The sequence below is a fragment of the Kribbella endophytica genome (assembly GCF_054781295.1).
Map to the genome: position 1 here is coordinate 316,442 of NZ_BAAGUR010000003.1, position 17,965 is coordinate 334,406.

At 70.0% G+C, this 17,965-nt stretch carries 14 protein-coding genes; 6 read left to right on the forward strand and 8 right to left on the reverse strand.

Annotation, left to right across the window (positions count from 1 at the left end; all coding sequences use genetic code 11):
- Positions 1-121 precede the first annotated feature (121 nt).
- Positions 122-1,099 carry an ArsR/SmtB family transcription factor gene (locus ACYVIO_RS27785; protein WP_460653853.1) on the forward strand — a complete coding sequence of 326 codons (978 nt, stop codon included), beginning with the start codon at positions 122-124 and terminating at the stop codon, positions 1,097-1,099.
- On the opposite strand, the gene ACYVIO_RS27790 is transcribed toward ACYVIO_RS27785, so the two are convergent.
- A complete protein-coding gene (locus ACYVIO_RS27790; RefSeq protein WP_460653854.1) occupies positions 1,096-1,611 on the reverse strand; it encodes a YflT domain-containing protein in 516 nt (171 codons plus the stop codon). The genes ACYVIO_RS27785 and ACYVIO_RS27790 overlap by 4 nt on opposite strands.
- Before the next feature lie 99 nt (positions 1,612-1,710).
- Between ACYVIO_RS27790 and ACYVIO_RS27795 the strand changes: the two genes are divergently transcribed.
- Together ACYVIO_RS27795 and ACYVIO_RS27800 are read left to right on the forward strand one after the other, a co-directional pair.
- The gene (locus ACYVIO_RS27795) at positions 1,711-2,820 is read left to right on the forward strand and encodes a magnesium and cobalt transport protein CorA (RefSeq protein ID WP_460653855.1); all 1,110 of its coding nucleotides are present in this window, start codon (positions 1,711-1,713) and stop codon (positions 2,818-2,820) included.
- Positions 2,821-2,878: 58 nt separating this feature from the next.
- Positions 2,879-3,898, forward strand: a complete 1,020-nt coding sequence (locus ACYVIO_RS27800) for an ArsR/SmtB family transcription factor (protein WP_460653856.1) — start codon at positions 2,879-2,881, stop codon at positions 3,896-3,898.
- 34 nt (positions 3,899-3,932) lie between these two features.
- On the opposite strand, the gene ACYVIO_RS27805 is transcribed toward ACYVIO_RS27800, so the two are convergent.
- Together ACYVIO_RS27805 and ACYVIO_RS27810 are read right to left on the reverse strand one after the other, a co-directional pair.
- Entirely contained in the window at positions 3,933-6,677 is a 2,745-nt protein-coding gene (locus tag ACYVIO_RS27805; protein WP_460653857.1) for an AfsR/SARP family transcriptional regulator, read from the reverse strand.
- Positions 6,674-9,460 (reverse strand): AfsR/SARP family transcriptional regulator, encoded by a 2,787-nt coding sequence (locus tag ACYVIO_RS27810; RefSeq protein ID WP_460653858.1) that lies wholly within the window; start codon positions 9,458-9,460, stop codon positions 6,674-6,676. Before ACYVIO_RS27810 ends, ACYVIO_RS27805 begins: the two co-directional genes overlap by 4 nt.
- A gap of 207 nt (positions 9,461-9,667) precedes the next feature.
- Between ACYVIO_RS27810 and ACYVIO_RS27815 the strand changes: the two genes are divergently transcribed.
- Entirely contained in the window at positions 9,668-10,651 is a 984-nt protein-coding gene (locus tag ACYVIO_RS27815) for an ArsR/SmtB family transcription factor (protein ID WP_460653859.1), read from the forward strand.
- Between the two features lie 53 nt (positions 10,652-10,704).
- On the opposite strand, the gene ACYVIO_RS27820 is transcribed toward ACYVIO_RS27815, so the two are convergent.
- Positions 10,705-11,895, reverse strand: coding sequence for an acyl-CoA dehydrogenase family protein (locus tag ACYVIO_RS27820; RefSeq protein WP_460653860.1), 1,191 nt, complete (start codon positions 11,893-11,895; stop codon positions 10,705-10,707).
- A gap of 217 nt (positions 11,896-12,112) precedes the next feature.
- Positions 12,113-13,618, reverse strand: coding sequence for a serine/threonine-protein kinase (locus tag ACYVIO_RS27825; RefSeq protein WP_460653861.1), 1,506 nt, complete (start codon positions 13,616-13,618; stop codon positions 12,113-12,115).
- A gap of 160 nt (positions 13,619-13,778) precedes the next feature.
- On the opposite strand from ACYVIO_RS27825, the gene ACYVIO_RS27830 reads away from it, so the two are divergent.
- Positions 13,779-14,450: a peptidylprolyl isomerase gene (locus ACYVIO_RS27830; RefSeq protein WP_460653862.1), complete on the forward strand. Its 672-nt coding sequence runs from the start codon at positions 13,779-13,781 to the stop codon at positions 14,448-14,450.
- 8 nt (positions 14,451-14,458) lie between these two features.
- Positions 14,459-15,190: a hypothetical protein gene (locus ACYVIO_RS27835; RefSeq protein ID WP_460653863.1), complete on the forward strand. Its 732-nt coding sequence runs from the start codon at positions 14,459-14,461 to the stop codon at positions 15,188-15,190.
- Positions 15,191-15,197: 7 nt separating this feature from the next.
- Here the strand turns inward: ACYVIO_RS27835 and ACYVIO_RS27840 are convergent, their stop codons facing one another.
- The 3 genes from ACYVIO_RS27840 to ACYVIO_RS27850 all read right to left on the reverse strand — a co-directional run bounded on the left by ACYVIO_RS27840 (position 15,198) and on the right by ACYVIO_RS27850 (position 17,878).
- Complete coding sequence (locus tag ACYVIO_RS27840) at positions 15,198-16,157, reverse strand: RNA polymerase subunit sigma-70 (RefSeq protein WP_460653864.1); 960 nt, start codon at positions 16,155-16,157, stop codon at positions 15,198-15,200.
- A gap of 17 nt (positions 16,158-16,174) precedes the next feature.
- Positions 16,175-16,819, reverse strand: coding sequence for a maleylpyruvate isomerase family mycothiol-dependent enzyme (locus tag ACYVIO_RS27845; protein ID WP_460653865.1), 645 nt, complete (start codon positions 16,817-16,819; stop codon positions 16,175-16,177).
- An 84-nt stretch (positions 16,820-16,903) separates the two neighbouring features.
- Complete coding sequence (locus tag ACYVIO_RS27850) at positions 16,904-17,878, reverse strand: HpcH/HpaI aldolase/citrate lyase family protein (protein ID WP_460653866.1); 975 nt, start codon at positions 17,876-17,878, stop codon at positions 16,904-16,906.
- Positions 17,879-17,965 lie beyond the last annotated feature (87 nt).

Sequence of the window (17,965 nt, forward strand, 5' to 3'; positions counted from 1 at the left end):
TCCTGAGGCAGCGGCGCAGCCCCCACGCCAGTGGTCTTGATCTCACGCCCGCCGTACGGCGCAGTGGCGTTGGTCTCATCGGGGTGAGCGATCGGTGAGCGGGTGCTGCTTCTCTGAGGAGATGCTGCGGATCCACTTCACCGCCGACGACCTGGCGCGGACCACTCTTGCGGACGAGCCTGACGAGCTGTGGGAGGTCCTGCTGAGCCTGCACATGCTGCAGCTCGAGGAAGGGCCGGTGCCGTACGGCGCCTGGCGGCAGCGGATGCGGCGGCGGCTCCCGCGCGAGACGATCGGCCCGCTGGCCGCGCTGGCGCCTCCGGTCGGCTACTCCCCCGACTTCCTCACCCCGTCCGGTTTCACCGGCGGGTTCGAGGCCGGGCTGGACGAGCTGCTGTCGACGCCCCGGCCCCGCCTGCGGCAGGACCTGTCCAGGCTGTCGACCCGGCGGGGCTCCGCAGCCTGGATCCGTCAGCTGGCCGAAGCCCAGCCGGAGTCCCTGCGTCACCTGGGGCACGCGGTCCGCGTGTACCACCGGTCCGCGCTGGCGCCGTACTGGTCGTCGCTGCGGGGCGCCGTACGGGCGGACCACCGGCAGCGGCTCGAGCGGATGTCGACGGACGGGATCGGCGGCGTGCTGGCCGAGCTGCATCCCGGTGCGCGCTGGCAGAACCAGGTCCTGGAGGTCGCCGACTTCCCGGACGAGGAGCTCCGGCTGGACGGCCGTGGGATCCGCCTGCAGCCGTCGTACTTCTGCTGGCGGGCACCGACGAAGCTGGGCGACCACGATCTGCCGCCGGTGCTGGTCTACCCGATCCAGGACCCGACCGGCCTGCAGCTGGATCAGCTGGCCGACGACTCGGCGCAGAGCCTGGCCGCACTGCTCGGCCGGACGCGGGCGACCGTGCTGAGGCTGACCGTCGACGGCTGCACGACGACGCAGCTGGCCGTGGCCTGCAACATCACCCTGGCGACGGCGAGCCACCAGACCGCCGTACTGCGGGATGCCGGGCTGATCGGGTCACAGCGGATCGGCAAGTCCGTGCGGCACCAGGCGACCGCACTCGGACTTGCCCTGCTGAACGGCCTCTCGGACTAGCTCGACTGTTCCGGCAGTCGCGGGGTGACCTCACCCTTCAGCGCCAGCTTGGCGAGATGGTTGCGAGCCTCTTCGGCGAACTTGAAGTCGCAGAGCACGTCGTACGTCGTCGCCACCACCGCGGTGCGCGAGGTGAAGTCGCGGCGGCCGCCCAGCTGGGCGTAGCCGATCGCGCCGAACGCCATGCCGAAGATCGCGCCGAGCACGACACCGGTGAGCAGCGCGGCGAGCCAGCCGCCGTCGCTGGTGAACAGGCCGAGCAGCACGCCGACGAACAGGCCGAACCAGGCACCGCTGGCCAGACCGGCGGTCAGCGCCCGCGCCCAGGTCAGCCGGCCGGTGATCTTCTCCACCTGGCGCAGGTTGTTGCCGACGATCGTGGTGTGCTCCACCGGGAACTTCTCGTCCGAGAGGTAGTCGACCGCTCGCTGCGCCTGCAGGTAGGTGTCGTACGTGCCGATCGTCAGCCCCGTCGGGCGGGGGTCCATCGAGGGCATGCCCTGGGTGGTCATCGTCGTTCCTCTCCGCTGTTGCTTCCATCCCATCATTGCCGACGCGTGGTAAGGACAGCGCGGCAGCCACACCGGCGGGGCGTTGATAGCCTCGCGTCGATGACCGGACGAAGGTGGGACATGGGCGCCTCCCGGCGCGTCGGACGGGTGTTCGCCCGTCGGCCCGCCGTTCCCGAGGTCCCGGAGTTCGACCTGGTCGGCAGCGGCAAGCTGGACGGCGCACTGGTCGACTGGGCCTACTACCGCGACGGCCGGCGTGACACCCACGACGGTGAGTACGTCGACGCGCTGCAGCGGGCCCGGCGGGGCGAGGGCTACGTCTGGATCGGCCTGTTCGAGCCGAACGAGCACCAACTGGCGGTGATCGGCCAGCAGTTCGGTCTGCACCCGCTGGCGCTGGAGGACGCGACCGAGGCGCACCAGCGGCCCAAGCTCGAGCGGTACGACGAGACGCTGTTCGCCGTACTGAAGACCGTGCGGTACGTGCCGCACGACGACCTGACCGCCACCAGCGAGGTGGTCGAGTCCGGTGAGGTGATGGTGTTCTGCGGGCCCGGCTTCGTGATCACCGTGCGGCACGGGGACCACGGCGAGCTGACCGGGCTGCGGCAGGAGCTGGAGAAAGAGCCGAAGCGGCTGGCCGCCGGGCCGGGCGCCGTACTGCACGCGATCGCCGACCACGTGGTGGACAGCTACCTGGCGGTCGCGGCCGCCGTACAAGCCGACATCGACCAGATCGAGATCGAGATGTTCAGCCCGCGCGGCTGGCGCAACATCGACCGGGTGTACCAGCTCAAGCGCGAGGTGCTGGAGCTGAAGCGGGCGGTCGCGCCGCTGACCGGGCCGATGCGCGCGCTGGCCACCCTGCGGCACCCGATGATCGCCGACGAGACCCGGGACTACTTCCGCGACGTCGACGACCACCTGCTGCGGGTCAAGGAGCAGGTGATCTCGTTCGACGAGCTGCTCAGCTCGATCCTGCAGGCGGGCCTGGCCCAGGTGCAGGTCTCGGAGAACGAGGACATGCGCCGGATCTCGGCCTGGGTCGCGATCATCGCCGTGCCGACGCTGATCGCCGGCGTCTACGGGATGAACTTCGAGAACATGCCGATCCTGACCACGAAGTACGGCTACTACGTCGTGCTCGGCGTGATGCTGGTCGCCTGCACCGTGCTCTACCGCCTGTTCAAGAGGAACAACTGGCTGTAGCGGTTGTGCTACCTGGCGTGCTTTGGTTCAATGCAATGAGTCTGCTGGGGAGGGCTCCGTGCTCCGCATCCATTTCACCCCGCGCGACCTGGCCCGGGTGACGATCTCGACCAAGCCCGCGCCGCTGTGGGAGATCCTGCTCAGCCTGCACATGCTGCAGCACTCCGACGGGCGGCTGGTGTTCGACGACTGGCGCAAGCACGTCCGGACCAAGGTGGCGCCAGACCAGATGCGGCTGCTGCTCGAGCTGATGCCGGCGCGCGGTTACTCCCCCGACTTCCTGACACCGGCCGACTGCCCGGCGGACTTCGACAGCGCGCTGGAGAAGGCCCTGTCGACTCCGCAGCAGCAGGTCCGGTCCGAGCTCGACCTGCTCAGCAAGTACCGGCCGGTCTCGCCGTGGACCCGCGAGCTGGCCCAGGGCGACCGCTCGGCGATGCGCAAGCTGGGCCACGCGATCCGGACCTACCACGACGCCGCCATCGCGCCGTACTGGAAGTCCATCGGGACCCACGTGGCCGCGGACCAGGCGCACCGCGGCGACGCGCTCGCCCGGCACGGTGTGGACCGGCTGCTGTCGTCGCTGCACCCGCGGGTCCGCTGGGTCGCTCCGGTGCTGCAGGTGCTCGACATGAACGACCGCGACTTCTACCTGGACGGCCGCGGCATCGAGCTGCAGCCGTCCGCGTTCTGCTGGCAGGTGCCGACCAAGCTGCGCGACCCGGGCCTCAAGCCGATCCTGGTCTACCCGATCCAGCACGCGCCGGGCATCCTGCGGCAGTCGTCCGACACCTACCGTCCGTCCGACGCGCTGGGCTCACTGCTCGGCTCCACTCGCGCGGCAGCGCTGGAGGCATCAGTAGAAGGCTGTACGACGACCGAGCTGGCCAAGCGCTGCAGCATCTCCCCGGCGGCGGCCAGCCACCAGGCGACCGTGCTGCGCGAGGCCGGGCTGATCACCACCCGCCGGGCGGGTGCGTCGGTGAAGCACGAGATCACCCAGCTGGGCATCTGGCTGCTGTCCGGGTACGGCTCCGGTGGTCTGCGGCACGACAAGCGGCCGGTCGTCACGCCTTGAGCCCTTACGTGTAAGGCTTTTTGCACACCGGCTGTTACGCGTCGGCCAGCAGGCGCTCGACCTCGGCGCGCAGGTTGTCCAGCAGTCCCTGGCCGTGGTCGTCGATCAGCTCCAGCGCGTAGCTCCACGCCTGCTTCGCCGCGGCGTCGTCCGTGCCCTGCCAGGCGTGGCCGAGCCTGACCTGCGAACCGACCGCGGCGGCCGGGTTGCCGATCCGCAGGTTCAGCATCACCGCGGCCGCGAACCGCTCGGTCGCCAGCTCGACCTCACCCAGCCCGACGTACGCCTGACCCAAGGTGTCGTTGACGAAGCACAGCGGCCGCAGGTCGGTGAGGTCCTGGCAGATCCGCACGCACTCGATCGCGGTCAGCCGCGCCTCGGCGTACCGGCCGGACTCGTTGTAGGTCATCGCCAGGTTGTTCAGCAGCCCGGCCGTCGCGTGGTCGTCGCCCTGGGCCCGGGTGATCTCCAGGGCCGCCCGCTGGTGCTCGACGGCTTCGTCGTACTTGCCCTCCAGCTGCCGCAGGAAGCCGAGGTTGCCACGGACCAGTGCGATCCCGTCCGGGTTGCCGAGTCGGGTGAACATCTCCAGTGCCCTCAACAGCTCCACCTCCGCCTGCACCAGCTCACCGCGCGCACCGTGGCTGGTGGCCAGCTGGTTCGCCGCCAGCGCAGCCAGCACCGGATGGTCGACATGCTGCGCGGCCTCCGCCGCGGCCTCCTGGATCGTCAGCGCCTCGTGCAGACTCACCAGTCGCGCCAACGCGTTCCACAGCAGCAGTCCCAGCCGTGCGGCCTGGCCATGCATCCCGCGCGCGGCTCCACCGACCACCATCGCCATCAGCCCGCGCAGCTCCAGGTCGAACCACGCCCGAGCAGCCGGCTGGTCCTCGAACGTCAGCGGGACCGTCCCGGGCAGCGGCTCGTCGATGTAGTGCAGCTTGCGCGGCTCCCCGAGCACCAGCCGCGCCGCGACCGCCGACTGCACCGCCCAGTCCAGCAACCGCTCCCAGGCCGCGTCGACGTCGTCGGTCGCCTTCGCCAGCTCCTCCGCCGCGTACGCGCGCAGCAGGTCGTGCAGCTGGAACCTGTTGGCACTGGTCTCCACCGCGAGGTGCAGATCGGCCAGTCGCCGCAGCAGCTTGCCCGCCGTCCTGGCGTCGTGACCGGTGAGCGCTGCCGCTGCCTGCGGCGCGAAACGCCGGCCTGGGTAGATGCTCAGCATCCGGAAGAACCGCGCCGCCTCCGGATCGAGCGTCCGGTACGACCACGAGAACACCGCGCGCAGGTCGGTCGCCGGATCGTCACTCGCATCGAACGCATCCAGCTGGTGCTCGGTCAGCTCGCCGACCAGCTCGGCCAGCGCGGAGCCCGACCGTCTGGCGACCTGTTCGGCCGCGATCACCAGCGCCAGCGGCAGGTGGTTGCAGCGATCCGCGAGCTGGTCGAGCAGCTGCACACTCCCCGAGTCCGGCAGACCGATCCGGCCAGTCAGCAAGCTCCTGGCGTCCGCCGTCGACAGCTGGTCGATCGCGACCTGCCGTGCGCCTTCCCGTGCGACCAGGCCGCGCAGCCTGCTCCTACTGGTGATCAGTACGACTGCGCCCATCCCTGGCAGCAGCGGCCTGACCTGCTCGGCGTTGAGTGCGTTGTCGAGCACCAGCAGGACCCGCTGGCCCGCAAGCGTGGACCGCAGCAGCGCACTCCGTCCGCCCACCTCAGCAGGGATCTGCGAAGCCGGTACGCCGAGAGCGTGCAGCAGGTAGCCCAGCGCCACCGAGGCATCCACGGGTGCGCCCGGCCCGTACCCGCCCAGGTCCACGAACAGCAGCCCGTCCGGGAACTGCTCTGCGACCAGGTGACTCCAGTGCACAGCCAGACTGGTCTTCCCGACTCCACCCGGTCCGTGCAGCACCACAGCGACGGTGCTCTCGGGGTCGCGGCCGGCCAGTACGCCATCCAGCTTGGCCAGGACATCCTTGCGGCCGGTGAAGCCGAGTACGTCGGACGGCAGCTGGCTCGGCGCGACCCGGCGGGACGGCCTGGTCCGCGTCCCGGTCAGCTCGTCGAACACGGCGCGCAGCTCGGCACCGGGGTCGACACCGAGATCGTCGGCGATGCGGCTGCGCACTTCGTCGTACAGCTCGATTGCTTCCGCCGTACGGCCACTGCGGGCCAGGAGGCGAAGGAAGCGCGCCCAGAGCGACTCGCGCAACGGGTAGGCGACGGTCAGCCTGCGCAGCTCGGACAGCTCCTCGCCACGGTTCTGCGGTGACCGGTCCAGCGAGCGTAGGTCGAAGCGGCGTTCCACGGCGGCCAGATACTGCTCTTCGAGTCGCGGCAGCTCGATCGACTCCAGCCAGTCCGACCGCACCCCTGCGAACGGGCGACCGCTCCACAGCGCCAGCGCCTCGTCGATCGCGTCCCGCTCGTCCACCCGCTCGACGGACTGAGCAGCTGTCCGCAGCAGCCGAGCGAACCGCAGTACGTCGACCTGCTCGGGCTCTACGCGCAGGCTGTACCCGGTCGGACCGGTCGCGACCAGATCCGCGCCGACTGCTCGCCGGAGCCTGGTCATCAACGTGTGCAGGCTCGGACCGGCGTTGGCCGGCGGCGCCTCGCCCCAGATCCGCTCGACGAGCAGAGCCGTCGGGACACTGTCGCCGGCCGTCAGCGCGAGGATCGCCAGCAACGACCGCAGCCGGTCCCCGCCGAGCTCGACGCTCCGCCCGTCGAGCCGCACCGACACCCCACCGAGCAACTGCACCTCAACACTCACACCGCGTCCCGGCCTTCCTCTGCGGTCATCGTGCCGAGCCGCGTGAGGATCTCGTCGCGGTCGAAGTAGATCGACGACTGCCCGTGCCGGTCGGCGGCCTTCACCGCGCGCTGCCAGGCGCCGGCAGCGCCGTCCGGCCGGCCCAGCGCCTGGTAGGCGTCCCCGAGGCTGACCAGCGTCGGCACCTCGACGGCACCGAGCTGCAGCTGCTCGCACAGCCGGGCGGCTTCCTCCAGGTTCGTCACGGCCTGCTGGTACTCGCCTGATCCCAGGTAGGCCGTTCCGAGCGAGTCCAGCGCGTCGGCCTCGTTGCGGGGCTGACCGGTCCGCCGCGCCAGCTCGACCGCCTTGAGCGCGCTGGCGATCGCCTCGTCGTACCGGCCGATGGCGTAGTAGGTGCACGACAGGTTGTTGTGGGCGCCGCCGAGCGAGTTCTGGTCCTCGTTCAGCGCCAGCGCCGTCTTCAGGTGTTCGATCGACGTCTCCGGATCGCCCAGGCGCTGGTAGGTGATGCCGAGGTTGCTGTGGACCTTCGCCATCCCCGTGGTGTCTCCCACGCCGTCGAACAGCTCCAGGGCCCGCAGGAACAGGTCCCGCGACTCCGGGTACCGCTTCACCAGGCCGTAGCTGACCGCGGCCTGGTTGCTGACGAGTGCCTCCAGCAGCGGCTCCCCCGTCCGAGCAGCGGCCCGTACGCCGATCTCGTGCGCCGCGATCGACTCCGGACTGGGTGCGCGGCGCTGGTCGAGGTAGTCCCAGAGCTCGCGCGCCAGGCAGGCGACCAGCCGGTCGTGACCGTGCTCCGGCCAGGCGAAGATCGCCGCCGCCATCGTCACCCACTCCTTGTCGAACCACGCCAGCGCATCCGCGTCACCCGCGAAGACCACCGGCCGTACGCCGGGCAACGGGTCGTGCAACACCTCGTGGCGCAGCTTGCCGCCCCGAGCGCGGCGGGCGGCCTCCGAGGTGTGTGCCAGCCAGTCGAGCAGCCGGGCCAGCGCGTCCTGACGCTCGGCGCGATCGCTGTCGAGGCCTGCCGCGTAGAGCCGGAGCAGGTCGTGCAGCTGGTACCGCGCGGTCCCGACCGCCTCCACCAGGTTCACCTCGACCAGGTGGTCCAGCAGGCGCTCGGTCGTCAGCTCGTCAAGCCCGGCCACTGCTGCCGCGGCCGACCGGTCGAAGTCCGCTCCCGGGTAGCCACCGAGCAGCCGGAACAACCGGGCGACGTCAGGCGCCAGGGCCTGGTACGACCAGGACAAGGCCGCCCGGACGCTGCTCAGCTCGTCGTCCGCGATCTCCAGCTCGTCCAGCCGGTCGCCGGTCTCGGCCAGCTGCCGGGTGATCGCCGCGAGGTCCGAGCCCGCACTCCGTCCGGCCCGCTCGGCGGCGATCACCAGTGCGAGCGGCAGACGCCCACACAGCTCGGCGAACGCGGTCAGCTCGGTCACGTCGTACGGCAGTGCGCCGACTGCGGTCGCCAGCAGGGCAGCGGACTCCTCGGCGGACATCGGGCCGAGGCTGAGGCGCCGCGCGCCCTCACGTGCGACCAGACCGCGCAGCTGGTTGCGGCTGGTCACGAGCACGAAGCCACCGGCGCCCGGGAGGAGCGGGCGGACCTGGGAGGCGTTGCGGGCGTTGTCGAGGACCAGCAGCACCTGACGTTCGGCGACGAGCGTGCGGAACAGAGCGGACCTGGCCTCGACGCCGTTGGGGATCTCCTTGACCGGCACGCCCAGACCGTGCAGCAGGGACTCCAGTGCGTTCTCCGGCTTGACCAGGCCGCCCGCGCTGTAGCCACGCAGGTTCACGTACAGCTGCCCGTCGGGGAACTGCCCGCGGATGCCATGCGCCCAGTGCACCGCCAGCGTGGTCTTGCCGACGCCGCCGGTCCCGTCGATCGCCACGATCACCGCAGCCTGCTCCGGATCCCACGCAGCCAGTAAGCCGTCCAGCTGTTCCAGCGCGGCGTCCCGTCCGGTGAAGCCTGGGACGTCAGCCGGCAGCTGGCGCGGCACTACCTGCTGCGGGGCCTCTGCCGGCTCGCTGTCGAGCAGTCCGGCGTACAGGGCGCGCAGCTCGGCGCCAGGATCCACACCGAGCTCGTCGGCCAGCCGGAGCCGGACGAACTCGTACAGCTCGAGTGCCTCCGCCGTTCGCCCTGCCTGCGCGAGCAACCGGAGCAGCCGCACCCACAGGGACTCACGCAGCGGGTACGCGGCAGTCAGGTCGCGCAGCTCGGCCAGCACTTCGCCGTACTCGCGATCGTCGACCCGGAGGTCGATGCGGCGCTCGACGGCGGCCAGGTACTGCTCCAGCAGTCGCTCATCCGTCGACTCCAGCCAGGACGACCGGACCCCCTCGAACGGCCGCCCGGTCCACAGTCCCAGCGCCTCCACCAGCAGGGCGTACTCCTGCTCGGGATCGTCGCTCTGCTGCGCGGCCCGGACCAGGCTGACGAACCTCAACACGTCCACGGCGTCGGGGGCGATCCGAAGGCTGTAGCCGGCCGGTCCGCTGGTCACCAGGTCGGCGCCGACCGCCCGGCGCAACCGCTTCGTCAACGTGTGCAGGCTGGGCGCGATGTTCTCCGGCGGATCGTCACCCCAGATTCGTTCCGCGATCACCGCGGTCGGCAGCGGATCACCACCGGACAACGCCAGAACGGCGAGTAGCGCACCCACCCGTCCGCCCCCGAGCTCGACCGAGCGGCCGTCCAGCTGCACCGAGACAGCACCGAGCAACCGGATGGCGACCTGCGGCCGCTCCAGCCCTCTTGCCGTCATCTGTCTCCGCTCCCCAGCCGCAGCCCGCAGAGTACCGCCTGGTAACGATTTCCAGCCATGCGTCCGCACTCTGGGTGACAGGGTCGTGACAAGCGTTTTCCCATGGGGCCTGCCTCATAGTGCACGGAACGGGTGCGACGTGGCCGGTGACAGGAAGTTGACAGGGGGTTCCTTGCACGATGGGTGGTGGAGAGAGGAGTACCTGTCGTGCTGCGGATTCATTTCACCAGTCAGGACCTGGCTCGGACCACCCTCGCCGAAGAACCGGACCCGCTCTGGGAGGTGCTGCTGAGCCTGCACCAGCTGCAGGTCCAGGACGGCACGACCCACTACGGCCATTGGCGCGAGCGGACCCGCCGGCAGCTGCCCCGGCCCGCCACCCGGCTGCTGCACCTCGCTCCCCCGCGCGGCTACTCCCCTGACTTCCTGACCCCCGCCCACCACACCGGGACCTTCGACGAGGGCGTCGAGCGCGTGCTGTCCACCTCGCGTGGCCGCTTGCAGCAGGAGCTCCAGCTGCTCTCCGTACGGCGTCCTGCGTCGAGCTGGACCCGGGAGCTGGCCGGCGGCCGCCGTGAGGCGGTCAAGGGCCTCGGCCAGGCCATGCACACCTACCACCAGTCGGCCATCGCGCCGTACTGGGAGTCGATGCGGACGATCGTCCGGGCAGACCACCAGCAGAAGGTCAGCGACCTGTCCGGCGCCGGAGTCGACCGGCTGCTCGGCCACATCCACCCAGCCGTCCGCTGGGAGTCCCCGGTCCTCACCGTCGACGGGCTGCCGGACTCGGACCTGCACCTGGACGGCCGCGGCCTTCGCCTGCAGCCGTCGGTGTTCTGCTGGCGTACGCCGACCAAGCTGCTCGACCCGAACCTGCCGCCGGTCCTGGTCTACCCGGTCAAGCACGGCATGGGCGCACTACGCCGCGGCACAGCCGAGCAACGCTCACGCCCGCTGGCCGCACTGCTCGGCAGCACCCGTGCGGCCGCCCTGGAGTCGATCGCGGACGGCTGTACGACGACCGAGCTGGCCCAGCGCTGCAGCATCTCGCTCGCCGGAGCCAGCCGCCAGGCGGGCATCCTGCGCGAGGCCGGACTGATCACCACCCGCCGGGCCGGTCAGGCCGTGCGCCACGACCTGACCACGCTCGGCCGGATGATCCTCGACGGCTGCGGGACGCCGATCGGATGACCAGGCCCAGCAGTCGTAGCGCCGTCAGGCCTGGTCCCGCCGCGTGCAGCTGGTCAGAGCTTGTAGTCCTCGAGCAGGCGCCGGCCGATGATCATCCGCTGGATGTCTGCCGTGCCCTCCCCGATCAGCAGCATCGGCGCCTCCCGGTACAGGCGCTCGATCTCGTACTCCTTGGAGAACCCGTAGCCGCCGTGGATCCGGAAGGAGTCCTCCACGACCTGCGAGCAGTACTCGCTGGCCAGGTACTTCGCGACCCCGGCCTCGAAATCGTTGCGTGAGCCGGAGTCCTTCTTCCGGGCCGCCTTCACCATCAGCTCGTGCGCGGCCTCGACCTTGACCGCCATGTCGGCCAGCCGGAACAGCACCGCCTGGTGCTCGGCGATCTTCTTGCCGAACGTCTCCCGCTGCTGGGCGTAGGAGATGCCGAGCTCGAAGGCCCGCCGGGCGACGCCGCAGCCGCGCGCGGCCACGTTCACCCGGCCGACCTCGACGCCGTCCATCATCTGGTAGAAACCCTTGCCCGGGACGCCGCCGAGGACCTGATCGGCGGCGATCTCGTAGCCGTCGAAGATCAGCTCGGTCGTGTCGACGCCCTTGTAGCCCATCTTCTCGATCTTGCCGGGGATCGTCAGGCCCTTGTCGACCTCGCCGAAGCCCGGCTCCTTCTCGACCAGGAACGTGGTCATGTTCTTGTAGACCGAGTCCTGACCCTCGTCGGTCTTCACCAGGACGGCGACCAGGTTCGACGAGCCGCCGTTGGTCAGCCACATCTTCTGGCCGTTGATCGTGTAGCTGTCGCCGTTCTTGACGGCCTTGGTCTTGATCGCCGCCACGTCGGAGCCGCAGCCCGGCTCGGACATCGAGAACGCGCCGCGCACGTCCCCGGTCGCCATCCGCGGCAGGTACTTCTGCTTCTGCTCGTCGGTCCCGTGCTGCAGCAGCATGTACGCGACGATGAAGTGCGTGTTGATGATGCCGGACACGCTCATCCAGCCGCGGGCGATCTCCTCGACGCAGAGCGCGTAGGTGAGCAGCGACTCGCCCAGCCCGCCGTACTCCTCGGGGATCATCAGCCCGAACAGGCCGAGCTCCTTCAGCCCCTCGACGATCTGCGTCGGGTACTCGTCGTTGTGCTCCAGCTCGGTGGCCACCGGCAGGATCTCCGCCTCGACGAAGGCCCGGACCGTCTTGAGGATCTCCTCCTGGACGTCGGTCAGTCCCTCGGTCTGCTGCAACCTGCTCATCTCGGCGGCTCCTCGGCTCGGCTTACTCGCGAGTATCGCGACTACCCAGCATCCCGGTACACCCCGACACCCGCTGTGACACCGACCACCTGAATTCCGTCAGGTGCCTCACGCCCAGTGCGCCCACTGGTACGGCGCTGCGCCGGCCCGCCCACCCGACCGTGGACTTCAAGTAGTCGCCACCGAAGCCCGCCTCGTCCCGGGAGGCGGGCTTGACCTACTCGTCGGAGTCCCGCTCCTCGTTGTTGTCGCCCTGGCCGTAGCCGGTGCGGCCGAGGTCGCGGTTGATCGCGGCGATCAGCACGAACTCCTGCGGGGTCGGCTGCCAGTGGTTGGTCCGCTGGGCCGAGCCGAGCCGACGCAGAGCGCTGCGGTACTCGTCCGCCGCCTTGTCGTCGTCCCCCTCGCCGAGCGCGTTGGCCGCCTGGTCCAGGTCCTTGGCCGCCTCACGCACCGGCTTGCTGCCCTCGCCCTGCTGCCCCTGGCGCAGCAGCTGGGCCAGCGTGCGCAGCTGCTTCGCCGTACCGGTCTCGACCGGCTTCGACGGCGACTTCTTGGGCGTCTTCTTCGGCGACGGGGTGACCTTGGGCTTCGGCGTGGGCGTCACCTTGGGCTTGGTGGTCACCTTCGACGCCACGGTCGGGGCGACGGTCGGCGTACCGCCTGCTTGGGCCGGCGGGTCCTGGGAGACGCCTTCCCGCAGCAGGGCGGCGGCCATGATGCCAACCACCAGTACGGCGGCACCGACGAGCACCTTGGTGAACAGGGACCGGCGCTCAGGCGCGATGTGGCTGGTGGTGTGGGCTTCCTCGTCATCAACCGGGTCGCCGAGCAGTTCCGCGTCCAGCGGAGGGCGCGGGGCTGCGACTGGTGCTGCTGATGTGAACGGCAGCAGCTGGGTCGCGTTGCTGACGGGAGCCTCGGGCTGTCCGTTGAGCTGCGCCAGAACGGCTGCGGAGGACGACGGGCGCTGGGCCGGGTCCTTCGCCAGCATCTGCTCGACCAGACCGGCCAGGCCGGGGGCCTCGTCCGTACGGCGTACCGGCGGGACCGGAGCCTCCAGGTGCTGCCGGAGCACGCCTTCGACCGTGTCGGCGACGTACGGCGGGACGCCTTCGAGCAACTCGTACAGGACGCAGCCCAGCGAGTACCAGTCGCTCGCAGTGGTCGCCGCGCCTCCGGTGACCTGCTCCGGGGAGATGTAGGCCGCCGTACCGAGCAGGACCTGTCCGGTGGCGCCGTTGAGGCCACCGGTGTGGGCCAGGCCGAAGTCGGTGATCTTCAGCGTGCCGTCGCCGGCCAGCAGCAGGTTGCCGGGCTTCACGTCGCGGTGGATGATGCCGGCGCCGTGTGCCGCGTCCAGTGCGCGGGAGCCCTGTACGGCGATGTCGGCGACCAGCTTGGTGCCCGGCAGACCCTTGCTGCGCATCAGCTGCGCCAGGTCGGTCCCGATGACCAGCTCCATCACCAGGAACACCTGATCGTCGGCAGCGCCCACGTCGTACGTCGCGACGACGTTGGGGTGCTGCAGCCGGGCGGCGGCCTGGGCCTCGATGCGGAACCGCTGGACCTCGTCCATCGGGTCACCGTCGAGCGCGCGCAGCAGCTTGATCGCCACCGGGCGCGCCAGCACCGTGTCCTCGCCCCGCCAGACCTCACCGGCACCACCTCGCCCGAGCAGGCTGAGCAACCGGTAACGCCCTGCGAGTACCTCGCCGTTCACACCAACACCCCACAACAGTCAGCTTTCGGCCGGATCGCCGCCCTACCTTAGGTGGCGTTCGGCCGGTATGCGAGCCGTCGTCCGCCGTACTGGACGGTCTTAACCTGCTCCTGCCAGGTTTGCGGGTGCCTGACACCACGGCGCGTACTAGGTTGATCGCATGAAGCGATCACTTGTCCCTGCTTTGATCGCGACGACCTTGCTCGCCGCGACGCTGACCACGACGCCCGCCCTGGCGGCACCCGCCGCGCCGTCCGGCCGTCCCGCTCCGACGGTGAAGTGCGAGTTCACCCCGACGCCGGAGAACCCGGCCGCGCGACCGGTCACCGTGCCGAAGGCGACCGCGAAGGCCAAGGGCACCGTCGACGTCTTCTTCGTCACCAACTACGGCCCGTTCGTGGTCCGGATGAACCGCGCGACCGCGCCGTGCGGCGTGCACAACTTCGTGCACCTGGTGCAGAGCCGGTTCTACGACCGCACCCAGTGCTTCCGGCTGACCAACTCCGCGCGCCTCGGCGTGCTGCAGTGCGGCGACATCTACCGCCAGGAGGAGGGCGGCCCCGGCTACAAGTTCCCCGACGAGGTCGACGGCACCGAGACCTACCCCCGCGGCACCGTTGCCTACGGCAACCAAGGCCCGGGCACCAACGGCAGCGAGTTCTTCGTCGTGCACTCGTTCGCCAACATCGACCCGAACTACACCGTGCTCGGCAAGGTCGTCTTCGGCATGTCCACCTTCGACCGCATCGTCGCCGCCGGCATCGCCGACCCCGACCAGGACGGCCCGCCCAACCGCCCGGTCCGCATCCTCAAGGTCCTCACCCTCGGCTGAGCCCCACCATGCTCGACCGGCTGAGCCGGGGCGAACGTATCGCCTGCACAGCAATCGCCCTGGCCGCCGGTGGTGCGGGTGCCGTCGGCGTCTTCCTCGACGGCACCAACACCGGAGGCGTCCCGGTCCTGCTCGCCCTCGGCGCCTTCTTCGGCTACCTCGCGCTGACCGGGCAACGCCTGAACAGCCTCAAGATCGGCGACAACGAGGCAACCTTCCTCACCCGCATGCTCCGCGACCCCGGCCTGTCCGAGCAGACGAAGGTCGAGGTCGCGGAGCAACTGGAACACAGCCCCGGCTTGCCATCGTCGGCCCAGCGCGCGGTCGACGCCGTACTGGACACGCAGCAACAGCTGGTCGCGCAGTACCGGCGACAGGCCCGCGCGGCGATCCAGCGCCTCGCCGGCTCTGCTCTGGAAGCCGAGGCCTCGCTCGACCGCGAGCCCCTCGACTGGGACGTGCTGCTGCGCCCTGAAGGTGGTGCGCAGGTGGCTGTGGAGATCAAGCACCGGCACCGCGGTCTGACCGGCGCCGAAGCGACCGAGATGCTGCAGCTCACGGCTGGGTCGAGCTCGGTGCCGCTGGGGCTGATCGTCGTCAACCAGGATGTCCCCACAGGTGTCCACTACGCGTCAGCCTCGGCCACCTGGCGCATGGTCACCTGGCGAAACCGCGACGACGATGACGCACTCGCTGCGGCCCTGCAGGAAGTGCTGCAGCTCGCCCGCTCACAGGGCTGAATTCTGTTCAGTGCTGGAGTTGCGCGGGCAGGCCGAACAGAGGGAAGTACGCCGGGTCCTGGAAGGTTGTGATCGCGGTGATCTGGTCTGCTTGTACGGCGATCAGGTTGATCGACCAGGCGGCGAAGTTGCCGGTGCCGGAGTCCAGGTAGCAGGCGATCGCCGGTTGGGCGTTGGCGGTGGTCGGCACGGTGCGCCAGGTGCCGCAGGTGCCGCTGAACGGGACGGCTCGAGCGAAGGCGGCGACGGCTTCGCGGCCGGCGTACCAGGCGGGCATGGGCGGCATCGTCCAGGTGACGTTGATCGCGAGGCGGGCGACCAGTGCGTCGATGTCTCCGCGTTCCAGAGCGTCGGCGAACGCTGCGGCGACCGCGCGCTCGCCGGGGGTTGGGCACCCTGCTGAGGTTGGCAGCGTTCGGGAGCTGATGGTGGTTCTGGCTCGTTGGATTGCGCTGGTTACTGAGGCTGTGGAGGCGGACAGGGCTTCGGCGGTTTCGGCGGCGGTGAAGCCGAGGACGTCGGACATCAGGAGCGCAGCGCGCTGGTTGGGTGGTAGGTGCTGGAGGGCCGCGACAAAGGCGAGTTCGACAGCCTCGCGGTGTTCGTAGCGTTCGTCGGGGTGTGGACCGAGCCAGGCAACGTCGGCGCGCGGCTCCGCGTTGTCGACCACGGTGCTCGACGGGCCCAGGTCCATCGGCAGCGCACGGCGTTGCCGGCTGCGCGCTGCGTCCAGGCAGCAGTGCGTCGCAACGGCGTACAGCCAGGAACGCAGCGATCCACGCCCGGAGAATCCGGCCAGCCCGCGCCAAGCCCGCACCAGGGCGTCCTGTAAAGCGTCATCGGCGTCGTGGACGGAACCGAGCATCCGATAGCAGTGCGCATGCAGCTCACCGCGCAACGGCCCCACGAGCTCGGCGAACGACTCCCCGTCCCCCGCAGCAGCCCGCTCGAGCACCCCATCGGTCACCCTTGGAGTATGCCCAGTCAGCAACGGGTCCGGAGGACTGCGACACCTTCGCCTTCGAGGTCGTCGCAGTACGGCGCCCGCCCGATCATCGCCATCACCAACGCGATCGTCGGCCCGGAGACCTCAGCGCCCTCGCCGGTGGTGAAGCTCGTGTCGGTGGCGACCAAACGCAGGCCTCCGATGCGCCCTTTGGCCAGTACGACGACGTCGGTGCTCGCGTAGTACTCGGCGATCGCCGTGAGCACCTCAGCCGAGTAGTCGCGCTGAATCCCCAACGGACGCCGGATGTCCTCGGCGTGCGCGACCGTCTCCGCGAGCGACCACACCGCGCTCCCCCGCCGCCCGAACGGCGTCGTCGACCGGTCAACAGCAGCGCCGAACCGCGCGAGCGTCTCCGCCGGAGACTCACCCAACTGCTCCCGCAGCCGCATCAACACCTGCGCGTCGAAGTCGAACCGATGCCGCAGCACCCCCGCGAACCACCGCGGGAACGACAACGTCGCCCCCGCCGTGAGATGCGCGAGCACCTCACGCACGCTGAGCTCCGTGCAGAGCGACGTCGTACGCCACTGCTCGTCGCTCAGTTCCGCCAGGTCAGCGGCCAGCGCAGCCCTCTCGGCGTGGACCGTCGCCCAGGTGTCGACGGTGATGTGGTCGTGCACGGTGCCTCCTCGTGGAACAGCTGTCACGAGCAAGACGACCGCGCCCGACCCCATTCACCGAACTGTGACTCAGGTCACAGCCATTCAGTCCGTCGGCGGCTGCCACACGTCCGTACGGGTCATCGCGGCGGCGCGCCCCTTCGCCGAGATCACTAGCGCCATCTTCCGCGAGGCCTCGTCGATCATCTCGTCGCCGAGCATCACCGCACCCCGCGCGCCACCGGCGGCGGAGGTGAAGTGGTCGTAGGCGTCGAGGATGTTCTCGGCGTGGTCGTAGTCGTCCTGCCGCGGCGAGTAGACCTCGTTCGCGGCGGCGATCTGGTCCGGGTGCAGGACCCACTTGCCGTCGAAGCCGAGCGCGGCCGAGCGGCCGGCGACGCGGCGGAAGCCGTCGACGTCCTTGATCTGCAGGTACGGGCCGTCGATCGCCTGCTTGCCGTGCGCGCGGGCCGCCATCAGGATCTGCATCAGGATGTAGTGGTACGCGTCGCCGACGTCGTACCCGGGCGGCTGCTCGCCGACGACCAGCGACTTCATGTTGATCGACGCCATGAAGTCGGCCGGCCCGAAGATGATCGTCTCGACCCGCGGCGACGCCTGCGCGATCGCGTTCACGTTGGTCAGGCCGAGCGCGTTCTCGATCTGCGCCTCGATCCCGATCCGCCCCGGCTCGTACCCGTGCACCTTCTCCAGCTGGGTGAGCAGCAGGTCCAGCGCGACCACCTGCTCGGCGGTCTCGACCTTCGGCAGCATGATGCAGTCGAGGTTCGCCCCGGCACCGGAGACGACCTCGATCACGTCGGCGTACGTCCACTCGGTGGTCCAGTCGTTCACGCGCACGACGCGGACCTTGTTGCCCCAGCCGCCCTCGTTCAGCGCGGCGACGATGTTCTTGCGGGCGTCCACCTTGGCGATCGGCGCGACCGAGTCCTCCAGGTCGAGGAACACCTGGTCGGCGTCCAGCCCCTTCGCCTTGGCCAGGAACCGCGGGTTCGACCCCGGTGTCGCCAAGCAGGACCGCCTGGACCGCAGCGCCTTGGTGGCCGTCTCGTCACCCATCGCCTACCCCTTCCAGAGAAGCTGGTTACCCACCAGTTTCACGAGAGCGTACGGCGAAACGCCAGGTCGGCCGGTGACCCGGCTCAC

Coding starts and splice junctions, on each gene's coding strand:
- ACYVIO_RS27820 (WP_460653860.1), bottom strand. CDS start 11,895: ATGAGCAGGTTGCAGCAGACCGAGGGACTGACCGACGTCCAGGAGGAG.
- ACYVIO_RS27790 (WP_460653854.1), bottom strand. CDS start 1,611: ATGACCACCCAGGGCATGCCCTCGATGGACCCCCGCCCGACGGGGCTG.
- ACYVIO_RS27850 (WP_460653866.1), bottom strand. CDS start 17,878: ATGGGTGACGAGACGGCCACCAAGGCGCTGCGGTCCAGGCGGTCCTGC.
- ACYVIO_RS27830 (WP_460653862.1), top strand. CDS start 13,779: ATGAAGCGATCACTTGTCCCTGCTTTGATCGCGACGACCTTGCTCGCC.
- ACYVIO_RS27795 (WP_460653855.1), top strand. CDS start 1,711: ATGACCGGACGAAGGTGGGACATGGGCGCCTCCCGGCGCGTCGGACGG.
- ACYVIO_RS27835 (WP_460653863.1), top strand. CDS start 14,459: ATGCTCGACCGGCTGAGCCGGGGCGAACGTATCGCCTGCACAGCAATC.
- ACYVIO_RS27810 (WP_460653858.1), bottom strand. CDS start 9,460: ATGACGGCAAGAGGGCTGGAGCGGCCGCAGGTCGCCATCCGGTTGCTC.
- ACYVIO_RS27785 (WP_460653853.1), top strand. CDS start 122: ATGCTGCGGATCCACTTCACCGCCGACGACCTGGCGCGGACCACTCTT.